The 12444-nt window shown below is 66.7% G+C and carries 10 protein-coding genes; 1 reads left to right on the top strand and 9 read right to left on the bottom strand.

What is annotated here, in order from left to right; translation table 11 throughout:
* Positions 1–269: 269 nt before the first annotated feature.
* The 9 genes from VVD47_RS04475 to VVD47_RS04435 form a co-directional block, all read right to left on the bottom strand.
* Positions 270–2837 (bottom strand): [protein-PII] uridylyltransferase, encoded by a 2568-nt coding sequence (locus tag VVD47_RS04475; RefSeq protein WP_327602199.1) that lies wholly within the window; start codon positions 2835–2837, stop codon positions 270–272.
* Positions 2838–2844: 7 nt separating this feature from the next.
* A complete protein-coding gene (map, locus tag VVD47_RS04470) occupies positions 2845–3657 on the bottom strand; it encodes a type I methionyl aminopeptidase (RefSeq protein WP_327602198.1) in 813 nt (270 codons plus the stop codon).
* 199 nt (positions 3658–3856) lie between these two features.
* Complete coding sequence (locus VVD47_RS04465; protein WP_327602197.1) at positions 3857–4828, bottom strand: sulfite exporter TauE/SafE family protein; 972 nt, start codon at positions 4826–4828, stop codon at positions 3857–3859.
* A gap of 313 nt (positions 4829–5141) precedes the next feature.
* On the bottom strand, positions 5142–6083 hold the full coding sequence (locus tag VVD47_RS04460; RefSeq protein WP_327602196.1) for a CysB family HTH-type transcriptional regulator: 942 nt from the start codon (positions 6081–6083) through the stop codon (positions 5142–5144).
* 47 nt (positions 6084–6130) lie between these two features.
* Positions 6131–7228 carry a sulfate/molybdate ABC transporter ATP-binding protein gene (locus VVD47_RS04455; RefSeq protein WP_327602195.1) on the bottom strand — a complete coding sequence of 366 codons (1098 nt, stop codon included), beginning with the start codon at positions 7226–7228 and terminating at the stop codon, positions 6131–6133.
* A gap of 109 nt (positions 7229–7337) precedes the next feature.
* Positions 7338–8231, bottom strand: coding sequence for a sulfate ABC transporter permease subunit CysW (gene cysW / locus VVD47_RS04450; protein WP_327602194.1), 894 nt, complete (start codon positions 8229–8231; stop codon positions 7338–7340).
* Positions 8231–9124 carry a sulfate ABC transporter permease subunit CysT gene (gene cysT, locus VVD47_RS04445; protein WP_327602193.1) on the bottom strand — a complete coding sequence of 298 codons (894 nt, stop codon included), beginning with the start codon at positions 9122–9124 and terminating at the stop codon, positions 8231–8233. Before cysT ends, cysW begins: the two co-directional genes overlap by 1 nt.
* Positions 9125–9376: 252 nt before the next feature.
* Complete coding sequence (locus VVD47_RS04440; protein ID WP_327602192.1) at positions 9377–10564, bottom strand: MFS transporter; 1188 nt, start codon at positions 10562–10564, stop codon at positions 9377–9379.
* A gap of 112 nt (positions 10565–10676) precedes the next feature.
* The gene (locus VVD47_RS04435; RefSeq protein ID WP_327602191.1) at positions 10677–11879 is read right to left on the bottom strand and encodes an MFS transporter; all 1203 of its coding nucleotides are present in this window, start codon (positions 11877–11879) and stop codon (positions 10677–10679) included.
* Positions 11880–11997: 118 nt separating this feature from the next.
* On the opposite strand from VVD47_RS04435, the gene VVD47_RS04430 reads away from it, so the two are divergent.
* On the top strand, positions 11998–12435 hold the full coding sequence (locus VVD47_RS04430; protein ID WP_327602190.1) for a DUF1801 domain-containing protein: 438 nt from the start codon (positions 11998–12000) through the stop codon (positions 12433–12435).
* Positions 12436–12444 lie beyond the last annotated feature (9 nt).

The raw sequence follows: 12444 nt of genomic DNA, 5'->3' as shown, positions 1-12444 counted from the left end.
AGAAGCACGGCGGCGGAAGCGGGGCGCGTTCTCTGCATACTCTCTGCCGCGCAGCAGAGAGTATGTCGCCCGCCGGGGCGAACTCCCGGCCAAGCGTAACGAGTGAGTTCAAAACTCACAGCGGGAGCCGGCAGGACATTCAAGGCAGCACCAACGACACTGGATTCCTGCCTTCGCAGGAATGACGGAGCCTTGGTAGGTGCTGGCTCGATAGGCTGAAGAGTGTGGTGGGCGCGTGGGTTTGTCTATAGCCCACCGTACGCCCTACGTCAAACCCGTAGGCGTTCGATCAGATCCGATTCCAGCTGCACCGTCTTCCCGCTGTGCCCGAGGTTCGGGCCGCTCACCAGGAACGTGTCCTCAGCCCGCTCGCCCAGCGTGGCGATCTTTGCGGTGTGCAGGTTCACGTCGTGTTCCGCCAGCGTGCGGGCCACGGTGTAGAGCAGGCCGGGGCGGTCGGTGGCGATGATGGAGAGGATGTAGCGCTGGCCGCGTTCGTCGGGCATCAGGGTGATGCTGGGCGTGACGGGGAAGTGCTTGATCAGGCGTGACAGGCGGCCGGCGCTGGGCGTGTCGAGTGGGGCCTGGGTGGTGAGGCGTTCGGTGAGTTCGTGTTCGATCAGGCCGATGACGTCGCGATAGTCGCCGGTGTTGCTGGCCGGGTCGAGCACGACGAAGCTGTCCAGCGCGTAGCCGTGGCTGGTGGTGTGGATCTTCGCGTCCAGGATGCTGAAGCCCATGCGGCTGAAGTAGCCGCAGATGCGTGCGAAGAGGTCGCGCTGGTCGCGGGTGTAGACCATGACCTGCAGGCCTTGCTCCACCTGGTGGGGGCGGGCACGCACGATGGGTTCGTCGGACTCGGGACGGTAGTACAGCATGCGCGTATGCCAGGCGATTTCCTCGCTGTCGTGGCGCATGAAGTAGACGGTGTCCAGCTCCTTCCACAGCGCGTCTTCCGAGCCGGGCATGAGGCCGTAGTAGCGCAGGCGCTCGCGGGCGTTCTCCTGGCGTTCGGTGACGCCGAGCGCGGCTTCAGGCAGGTCGCCGTGCAGCAGGCGGCGGGTGGCGAGGAAGAGGTCTTCCAGCAGCTTGGCCTTCCAGCCGTTCCACACCTTCGGGCTGGTGCCGCGGATGTCGGCGTGGGTCAGCAGGTACAGCGCGGTGAGGTGGCGTTCGTCGCCGACCAGGGTGGCGAAGCCGCGTATGACGTCCGGGTCGCTGAGGTCCTGCTTCTGCGCGACCTGCGACATGGTGAGGTGGTGTTCGACCAGCCACACCAGCAGGTCGGCATCTTCCTTCGACAGGCCGTGGTCGCGCGCGAAGCGGCGGGCGTCGTTCATGCCCAGCTTGGAGTGGTCGCCACCGCGGCCCTTGGCGATGTCGTGGAACAGCGCCGCGACGTAGATGAGCCAGGGCGCGTCGAAGGCGCTCATCAGGCGCGTCATCAGCGGGTACTCGTGCGCGTGCTCGTCCAGCGAGAAGCGGCGCGCGTTGCGCAGCACCTGCAGGATGTGCTGGTCCACGGTGTAGACGTGGAAGAGGTCGTGCTGCATCTGGCCGACGATGCGGCCGAAGGCGGGCAGGTAGGCGCCGAGGATGCCGTACTGGTTCATCCGCCGGAACTCGTGGGTCTGGCCGCGCGGCTGCTTGAACAGCTCCAGGAAGTTCTTGCGGTTGACCGGGTCGCGACGGAATTGCGCGTCCACCAGCTTGCGGGCACGCCACAGCGCACGCAGCGTGCGGGCGCTCATGTTCTTCAGCTCGGGGTGCTCCATCATCAGCAGGAAGCATTCGAGCAGGGCGTGCGGGTCGCGTTCAAAGAGCTGGTCGTGGGTGATGTCCAGCGTGTCGCCGAGGATGCGGAAGCGCCCGTCGAGTGGCCGCGGCGTGGCATCGGCCAGCGACTGGAAGCGCACTGCGATGTTCTGCAGCAGGATGGTGTTGAGCTGGACGATCTTCTTGGCCGTGCGGTAGTAGTGCTGCATCAGCACTTCGGACGCGCGGCGGTTGCGCGTGGCGCTGAAGCCGAAGGCCTTCGCCAGGGTTTCCTGCAGGTCGAAGATGATGCGGTCTTCGCGGCGGCCGGCGATGTGGTGCAGGCGGATGCGCACGTGCTGCATGAAGCGCTCGGCGCTCTTCAGCTCGGCGACCTCTTCCTCGGTGATGAGGCCGTGGCGTGCCAGGTCGTTCCAGCGCGTGCCCAGGCCGCAGGCCAGCGCCAGCCACACGATGGTCTGCAGGTCGCGCAGGCCGCCGGGGCTTTCCTTGCAGTTGGGTTCCAGCGCGAAGGGCGTGTCCTGGAAGCGGTTGTAGCGTTGCTCCTGCTCCGCACGCTTGGCGTGGAAGAAGGCGGCCGGGTCCATCGCGATCGCCACGCGCTGCACGAAGCCGCTATAGAGATCCCGGTTGCCGGTGAGGCGGCGCGACTCCAGCAAGGTGGTCTGCACGGTGATGTCGTGCTCGGCCTCGGCCAGGCACTCGTCCACCGTGCGCACGCTGTGGCCGATGTCCAGCCCGAGGTCCCACAGGTAGCCGACGAAACCGGTGATGGTGGCCTGCAGGGCGTCGTCGGCTTCCTCTGCCAGCAGCACGAGGATGTCGACGTCCGACTGCGGGTACAGCTCGCCGCGGCCATAGCCACCCACGGCCACCAGCGTGGCGGAGGAGGGGAGGTAGCAGGCCTGCCACAGCGTGGTGAGCACGTGGTCCACCAGCTTCGCGCGGCCGGCCAGCAGGCGCTGCGGGCGGGCATCTTCCTCGTAGGCGAGGCGGAGCTGCGTGCGGCCCTCGGTCAGGACCTTGCGCAGCGCGTCGAGGACTTCGCGCGCGACTTCCATGCGGAGATCAGGCCTGGGCCGGGAGGTAGGGGGCGGGCGACCCTGCGGAAACCGTGAGCACTTCGTAGCCGTCGGCAGTGACGAGCACGGTGTGTTCCCACTGGGCGGACAGCGAGCGGTCCTTGGTGATGATGGTCCAGCCGTCGGGCAGCTCGGAGATGGCGGCCTTGCCGGCGTTGATCATCGGCTCGATGGTGAAGATCATGCCTTCGCGCAGCTCCACGCCGGTGCCGGGGCGGCCGTAGTGCACCACCTGCGGTTCCTCGTGGAATTTCTTGCCGATGCCGTGGCCGCAGAATTCGCGCACCACCGAGTAGCCGGCGTTCTCGGCGTGACGCTGGATCACGTGGCCGATGTCGCCCAGGCGTGCACCCGGGCGCACCTTGGCGATGCCCAGCCACATGCATTCGTAGGTGATCTGCGCCAGGCGGCGGGACTGGATGGTGGCCGCGGCTTCGCCACCCACCAGGAACATGCGGCTGTTGTCGCCGTGGTAGCCGTCCTTGATGATCGTGATGTCGAGATTCACCGAGTCGCCACGCTTCAGCGGCTTGGGGCCGGGGATGCCGTGGCACACCACGTGGTTCACCGACGTGCAGATGGCCTTGGGGTAGGGCGTGTAGCCGGGCGGCTGGTAGTTCAGCGGCGCGGGGATAGAGCCCTGTTCCTTCACCATGTATTCATGACACAGGCGGTCGAGTTCCTCGGTGGTGACGCCGGGCTGGACGTGCGGCGTGATGTAGTCCAGCACTTCGGAGGCCAGACGGCCGGCGACGCGCATCTTCTCGATGTCTTCCGGCGTCTTGATGACAATGCTCATACTGCGGAAACGGGGAAAAATTGGGGCGAAGGGGTGTAAGGGTACCCCGTTTGCCATCCCTTCGCACTCCACGGGCGGCGCTGACAAAAACGATTCTGGCGTTGTTGCACCTCCTCGCCGTACGACTTGTACTGTCTTCGTCGGCGCGCCTGGCCTGAATCGTTTTGTCAGCGCCCCTGTCGTCGTACCTCGGAACCCCTCAGCGACTCAGGTTGAACACGCTGACCGCGCTGATCAGGCAGCCCACCAGGATCAGCAGCGTGCGGGCCTGCAGGTGGCGCGTCAGGTAGGCCGCCAGCGGTGCCGCGAAAAGGCCGCCGATGGCCAGCCCCGCCACCAGCACCCACACCGTGTCGTCGAGGATGGTGAAGAAGGCCGTGGCCACGCTGACGGTGAGGAAGAACTCGGCCAGATTCACCGAGCCGATGGTGGTGCGCGGGTCGTGCCCGGCGCCGACCAGTGAGGTGGTGACGATGGGCCCCCAGCCGCCCCCGCCGGTGGTGTCCATGAAGCCGCCGAACATGGCCAGCGGTGCAATGCGCTTCGGTTCGATGGAGGCCGTGCGGCGATGCTTGCGGAAGGCCTTGCTGAGTACGTACAGGCCCATCAGCAACAGGTAGCCGTTCACCCAGGGGCGCAGGGCCTTGCCGTCCACGCTGGTGAGCACCCAGGTGCCCAGCAGCGCCCCGATGATGCCCGGCAGCAGCAGGCTGAAGAACAGGCGGCGGTTCACGTTGCCCAGCTTGAGGTGGGCGACGCCGGAAACGCCGGTGGTGAAGACTTCCGCGAGGTGGGTGGCGCCACTGGCCATCGCCGGCGGCGCACCCGCTGCCAGCAGGAAGCTGGTGGAGGTGATGCCGTAGGCCATGCCCAAAGCGCCGTCGATGACCTGGGCCAGCAGGCCGACACCCACCGCGCTCCAGAAGGCCGGGTTGCTTAACGCCTCGGCGATCAGTTCGGTGCCCGACTTCGCACTGCCATTGGCCCAGAACAGGCGATAGGCCAGGTAGGCCAGCAGGGTGACCAGCACCGCGCCCACGATGTAATGGGCGATGCGCAGCAGCGGATGGTCGTACGCGTGGGTGACGGCGTACTCCACGGGCGGCAGGCCCAGAGCGGCGTGTTCGGGGTTGATGGCCTGGTCCTGCAGGTCCGGGTGGCGGATTTTCATGATCGTCTGCGATGGGCGTGCTCGGGCGAGCGCGCCGGATTCTCTCAGCCGGAACGATCAGGAATGTGGCGATCAGGTGAATTGCTTATGCCGATTCCGCATAACGCGGGCGGTGGGCGACATGCGGGCTGTGACATGTGCGCCGCAGGCTGATCCGGCCTGTCGGCCGTCCATCATCTTGCTGCAACGCAGGGAAACGAAGATGCGCATGGACGTATCTGCACGTCCGGTTTGCGCATACGCCCGCGTTTCCCTTTGGTCGGGTGTCTCCGCTCTGCCACCTTGCGGTGGCAGAGCGTTTTTTTCGCGTCGATCAGACCAGCGCTGCGTCGCGCGAGGGGTTCACTTCGGCGCGCACCGTGGCTTCGGTGAGCGACGGCGTGGCCAGCTCGATGAAGCGGTAGGCGAAGCCGCGCAGGTAGTGGCCGCGGCGCACCGCGATGCGCGTGGTGTTGTTGCCGAACAGCGCGTCGCATTCGATCAGGCGCAGCTCCGGGTCGCGCTTGGGCTGGTAGGCCATGCTGGCCACGATGCCCACGCCCAGGCCCAGCTCCACGTAAGTCTTGATGACGTCGGCGTCCAGCGCGGACATCACCACGTCCGGCACCAGTCCGGCCTCGGCGAATGCGCGGTCGATGCGGGCGCGGCCGGTAAAGCCCTCGTGGTAGGTGATCACCGGATGCTCGGCGATAGCCGCCAGGGTCAGCGGCCTGGTTTCCAGCAGGGCATGGTCCGGCGGCACGATCAGCGCGTGGTGCCAGTCGTAGTACGGGAAGCTCACCAGCTCGGATTGCGTGTCCAGCGCTTCGGTGGCGATGCCGATGTCGGCCTCGCCGGACAGCAGCAGGTCGACGATCTCCTGCGGGCTGCCCTGATGCAGCGCCAGGTGCACCTTGGGGAATTCCTTCTTGAACGCCGCCACCACCTGCGGCAGCGCGTAGCGTGCCTGCGTGTGCGTGGTCACCACGGTCAGCTGGCCCTGGTCGCGCTGGGTGAACTGCTCGGCCAGATGCTTGATGTTCTTCGCGTCCAGCAGCATGCGCTCGACGATGACCACCAGTTCCTTGCCCGGCTCGGTGAGGCCCAGCAGGCGCTTGCCGCGGCGGACGAAGAGCTCCACGCCCAGTTCGTCCTCCAGGTCCTTGATGTGCTTGGACACGCCCGGCTGCGAGGTGAACAGCGCGTTGGCGACTTCGGTCAGGTTGAAGTTCTGGCGCACCGTCTCGCGGATGATGCGCAGTTGCTGGAAGTTCATGAGACGTTTCTCCGTGCTGGGGTAGTAGGCACTTTGTTATCGGGGGGTCAGGCGTTGCGCGGGAACACCCGCAGCTGCGCCGGCAGCACGCGCACGCGCTGGCCGCTGGCGAGCGCCAGCAGTGCGCTCTGTTCGCGGCTGAGCTCGACTTCGATGTGGCGCGGCGTGCCTTTGTGGGCGTCGCCTTCCCGCAGCTCGCTTTCCAGTTCCACGCGGGTGCTGGCGCCGAAGCTCAGCACGCGCGACACAGTGGCGCCGATGCCGCGCGTCTCGCCGGCGTCGGTGACGATCTGCAGCTCATGCGGGCGGGCGAAGGCAATCACTTCGGCGCCGTGCGGCAGCGGGTCGGCGTGGGGGTGGGCGTGCGGGTGCAGGTGATCGCCCAGTTGCACGTGGCCGCCGTCGACGCGCCCGTGGAACAGGTTCACCGCACCGAGGAAGCCATACACGAAGGGCGTGGCCGGCGACTGGTACACCTCGTTCGGGCTGCCGATCTGCTCCACGTTGCCGTGGTTCATCAGTACCACGCGGTCGGACACTTCCATCGCCTCTTCCTGGTCGTGGGTCACGAAGATGCTGGTGATGTGCAGTTCGTCGTGCAGGCGGCGCAGCCAGCGGCGCAGCTCCTTGCGCACCTTGGCGTCCAGCGCGCCGAAGGGCTCGTCGAGCAGCAGCACCTTGGGTTCCACCGCCAGCGCACGGGCCAGCGCGATGCGCTGGCGCTGGCCGCCGGACAGTTGCGACGGGAAGCGGTCGGCCAGCCAGTCCAGCTGCACCAGTTCCAGCAATTCCTTCACCTTGCGGCGGATGACGTCCTCGCTCGGGCGCTCCTTGCGCGGCTTCACGCGCAGGCCGAAGGCCACGTTGTCGAACACGCTCATGTGGCGGAACAGTGCGTAGTGCTGGAACACGAAGCCGACCTGGCGTTCGCGGATGTGGGTCTCGGAGGCGTCCTCGCCGTCCAGCAGCACGCGGCCGCTGTCGGCGCGTTCCAGGCCGGCGATGATGCGCAGCAGGGTGGTCTTGCCGCAGCCGGACGGGCCCAGCAGGGCGACCAGCTCGCCGCCGGGAAAGTCCAGCGACACGTTGTTGAGCGCGACGAAGTTGCCGAACTGCTTGTGGATGTTCTCGACCTTGATGCTCATTTTGCTGACCCGGTGAAATGTGAAACGTGAAAGGTGAAACGGAATGCACGTCGCGCATGGCGCGCTTTCCTCCCCCGGCGGGGGGAGGGCAGGGAGGGGGCATCACATTTCACGTTTCACCTTTCACGTTCTTGTTGCTGTTCGCAACTTGCCATTCCACAAACGTCTTGATGACCAGCGTGACCAGCGCCAGCAGGGCCAGCAGGGATGCCACGGCGAAGGCGGCAGCGAACTGGTACTCGTTGTAGAGGATCTCGATGTGCAGCGGCATCGTGTTGGTCTCGCCACGGATGTGGCCGGACACCACGCTCACCGCGCCGAATTCGCCCATCGCCCGCGCGTTGCACAGCACCACGCCGTAGATGAGGCCCCACTTGATGTTCGGCAGGGTCACGTGCCAGAAGGTCTGCCAGCCGTTGGCGCCCAGCACGATGGCGGCTTCCTCTTCCTCCTTGCCCTGTGCCTGCATCAGCGGAATCAGCTCACGCGCCACGAAGGGGAAGGTCACGAACACGGTGGCCAGCACGATGCCCGGCACGGCGAAGACGATCTTCAGGTCGTGCTCGCGCAGCCAGGGGCCGAAGTAACCCTGGGCACCGAACATCAGGATGTAGATCAGGCCCGCGATGACTGGCGACACCGAGAACGGCAGGTCGATCAGCGTGGTGAGCAACTGCTTGCCGCGGAACTCGAAGCGCGCGATGGCCCAGGCCGCACTCACGCCGAATACCAGGTTCAGCGGCACCGCGATGAGCGCGGCGATCAGCGTCAGCTTCACCGCTGCCAGCGCGTCCGGGTCAACCAGCGACTCGAAGTAGACCACCCAGCCTTTCTTCAGCGCCTCGGCGAACACCGCTGCCAGGGGCACCAGCAGGAAGAGGGCGAAGAACGCCAGCGACACGCCGACGATGCTCCACTTGATCCACGCTGCCTCGCTCGTGGCCGGGTTGCCTTCGTAGTGCGCCGCCTGGCGGTGCACCTGCATGGTGGTAGAGCCGGCCATTACACGGCCCTCCCGATACGACGCGCGCTCCAGGCCTGCAGCCCGTTGATGGCGAACAGCAGGACGAAGGATGCGACCAGCATGACGGTGGCAATCGCCGTGGCGCCGCGGTAGTCGAACTGCTCCAGCTTGGTGATGATCATCAGCGGGGTGATTTCCGACACCATCGGGATGTTGCCGGCCACGAAGATCACCGAGCCGTACTCACCTACGGCACGCGCGAAGGACAGCGCGAAGCCGGTGAGGATCGCCGGCAGCAGCAGCGGGAAGATGACCAGGCGGAAGGTCGTCCAGCGCTGTGCCCCCAGGCTGGCGGCGGCTTCTTCCAGCTCGGTCTCCAGGTCTTCCAGGATGGGCTGCACCGTGCGCACCACGAAGGGCAGGCCGATGAACACCAGCGCCACCAGCACGCCCAGCGGCGTGTAGGCCACCTTGATGCCCAGCGGCTCCAGCGCGGAGCCGATCCAGCCCTTGGGCGAATACACGGTGGCCAGCGCGATGCCGGCCACGGCGGTGGGCAGGGCGAAGGGCAGGTCGACCAGCGCATCGACCACGCGCTTGCCGAAGAAGTCATAGCGCACCAGCGCCCACGCCAGCAGGAAGCCGAACACCGTGTTGATGCCGGCCGCCAGCAGCGAAGCGCCGAAGGACAGCTTGTAGGACGCCACCATGCGCGGCGCGGAGATCACGTTCCAGAACGCCTCCCAGCCCAGGCCGCTGGCCTTCAGGAACACGCCGCCGAGGGGGATCAGCACGATCAACGACAGGTAGACCAGGGTGTAGCCCAGGGTCAGGCCGAAACCCGGCAATACCCGGAAAGGCTTGCTGCGGCGGGGCCGGCTGTTGGCCGCCGGCGCCTCGGGAGCAGGAATCGCGTAAGACGCGGAAGACATGCTGTCGCTCTTCTTATAAGGAAAGCGTGCAGTCTATTTAGATGCTTATCCGCAAAAAAGGAATAAAAACTAAGGTTCTTATTCTTAATGTGGATAAGCGGAGTGGCGGTGCTGGAGGCGATGCCGGCCGTGGGAGCAGGTGTCGGGCTTCGCTGCGCTTAGCCCGCGCTATCGCGCCTGAGCGGGGTATGAGGAAGGCGCAGGTCGGGCTGAACAAGCGAAAGCCCGACACCCACCACTAAATCGTGCCCCTCAGCGCGCCTGCGGTGCCCGGCTGCCCAGCCAGCCCACCCAGGCCTGCCAGCTCGCCACGCAGGCCACGCAGCCCACGCCGATGAACACCGGCACCGCGCCGAACACGCCGGCAACACTGCCGTACAGGGAAGGCGCGGTGAGGCCCACGGTGTTGCCCATCATCGAGCGAAGGCCCGCGCCTTCGCCGGCCTTGCCTTCCGGCATCGCGCGATAGATCAGGCTCAGCACGCTGGGCTGGCCGGTGGCCTGCGCCATGCCCAGCGCGCAGCCGAGCGCCGCCAGGAAGTACACGCTGTATGCCAGCGGCAACAGCAGGAAGGCGCTGCCGATCACCCCGTAGGCCAGCACCAGCAACTGCCACTCGCTCAACTGGCGCGACAGCCAGGGGAGGATCGTCCGCATGCCGAAGGTGCCCACCGCCAGCGCCGACATCACCATGCCGATGGCGGTGGCCGAGAAGCCGCGCTCGTGGCCCAGCACCGGCATCATGAAAGTGAAGCCGTCGTGCGCCATCGATAGCACCATGGCCAGCAGGTAGATGCGCAGCACGCGGGGGTCGCGGAACACCATGCGCACCACGCTCTCGCCCTGCGCCTTGTCCTTGCGCGGCCCGCCGGCATCGCCGGGTACGTCGACGCAGAACGACACCACCAGGCTGCAGCCGACGATGACGGCCATCGTCGCGTAGGCGGCGCCAAAGCCGTGGTGGTCGATCATGTAGCCGGCCACCGTCGGCCCGCCCACGGCGGCCACCGAGTTGCCCATCGACAGCCAGGCCAGCATGCCCACGCGGTCGCCGTCACGCTCGAAGGGCATCATGCTCACCGCCACGTTGGCGGCCAGCATGTAGCTGGCGAAGCCCAGCCCGCACAGCATGGCGCTGAACAACACGGTGCCCATGTGGGGCAGCACGGCGGGAATCACCAGGCCGCCGACCATCATGGCCTGGCTGACGCGCATGACGAAGCGCGCGCCGACGCGGTCGATCCAGCGCCCCATCAGCAGCGACAGGAAGGCCGGCAGCAAGGCATAGGCGCTGTAGGCCAGGCCGGCGAGCAGGGCCGAGTCGCTGGTCTTCAGCATGAAGAGGGACGCGGTGATGCGGCCGCCGCCCATCGTGATGTGGGCGAGCATCGACACCGCGATCAGCGAAAAGAGCTGGATCTGGTTACGCGAGAGCTGCATTGGTCTGATTGTAAGACAAATGCGGTGTTCCCATTCGTCATGCCGCCTGCCAGGCCAGTGTCAGCGCGGCATGACTGACCCAGCGCAAGCCACCGCGGTGGCGGTCAGTCGATCAGCCAGGCTTCGCCGGCGATCCACCCAGCCGGCTGAGCAAGCCACCCAGGTGCGACTGCCAGGCTGCCACGCAGGCAATGCCGCCCACGCCGATGAACACCGGCACCGCGCCGAACATGCCGGACACCGCGCCGAAGGCCGACGGCGCCGTCAGGCCCATGGTGTTGCCCATCGCCGAGCGCAGGCCCGCGCCTTCACCCGCTTTCTCCGGCGGCATGGCGCGGTAGATCAGGCTCAGGATGTTCGGCTGGCCCGCACCGGCCGCGAAGCCGAGGAAGAAACCGATGCTGGCGTGCACATAGCTGTTGTGCGCGAAGGGCAGCAGCAGGAAGCCGGTGGCGAGGATGCCGTAGGCGCTGGTCAGCATCTGCCATTCCGTCATGTGCCGCGACAGCAGCGGCAGCAGCGCGCGCACCGCGAAGCTGCCCACCGCGAAGGCGGACATGATCATGCCGATGGTGGTGGCCGAGAAGCCGCGCTCGTGGCCCAGCACCGGCGTCATGAAGGAGAAGCAGTCGAAGCTCACCGAGATGCCCATCGCCAGCAGGTAGATGCGCAGCAGGGCCGGGTCGGAGAACACCATGCGCACCACGCTGTGGCCGTCGTTCGCCTTGTCCTTGCGCGGCGCGCCCGCGCCACCCGGCACATCGACGCAGAACGACACCACCAGGCTGGCCGCGACGATCAGCGCCAGCGCGAGGTAAGCCGCGCGGAAGCCCGACCAGTCGATCATCAGTCCGGCGATGGCCGGGCCGCCGACGGCCGCCACCGAGTTGCCCATCGCCAGCCAGCCCAGCATGCCGACGCGTTCCCCGTGCGTCTCGAAGGGCATCAGGCTCACCGCCACGTTGGCCGCCAGCAGGTAGCTGGCAAAGCCCAGGCCGCAGATGGTAGAGGTCACCATCACCACCCAGGCGTCCGGCACCACGGCGGGGGCGGCCAGGCCGACGATCATCAGCGCCTGGCTGACACGCATCACGTAGCGCGCGCCCACCCGGTCGATCCACTTGCCCATCGCCAGCGACAGCAGCACCGGCAGCACGCTGTAGGCGCTGTAGGCCAGGCCGGCCAGCAACTGGGAATTGTTGTGCTTCAGCATGAACAGCGAAGCGGTGATGCGACCGCCGCCCATCGTCACGTGGGCGAGCATGGAGACGGCGATCAGGGAAAAGAGCTGGATCTGGTTGCGGCTGAGTTGCATCCCCGCAATTGTAAGACAGCAACCTCCCTGCTGCCATACAAGTTGCGTGGCGTAGGCTTGGCGCTCGTCAAACCCGGCCGGATCATCCTTGCCGGAGCGCCCACAGGAGGATCGACGCATGAGCAAGCCAGACGCAGCGCCCGGGCCAGCGGCACCGGAACTCATCTCGGAGAAGATCGCCAGCCTCGGCGACTGGCGCGGCACCACGCTGGCGCGCATGCGCAAGCTGATCCACGAAGCCGACCCCGAGGTGGTGGAGGAAGTGAAGTGGGGCGGCACCCCGGTGTGGTCGCACGACGGCATCCTCTGCACTGGCGAGACCTACAAGAGCGTAGTGAAGCTGACCTTCGCCAAGGGCGCGTCCCTGCCCGACCCCTCGCAGGTGTTCAACGCCAGCCTCGAAGGCAACGCACGCCGCGCCATCGACATCCCCGAAGGCGGGCAGGTGGACGAGGCTGCGTTCAAGGCGCTGGTGCGTGAGGCGGTCGCGCTCAATGTCGCCAGCAAGGCCGCGAAGAAAACCGCAAGGAAGCCAGCAAGCAACGTGAAGAAATGAGCGAAGGAA

Source organism: Uliginosibacterium sp. H1, from assembly GCF_036017065.1.
GTDB lineage: Bacteria > Pseudomonadota > Gammaproteobacteria > Burkholderiales > Rhodocyclaceae > Uliginosibacterium.
This window is presented reverse-complemented; position numbering and strand designations above follow the sequence as displayed.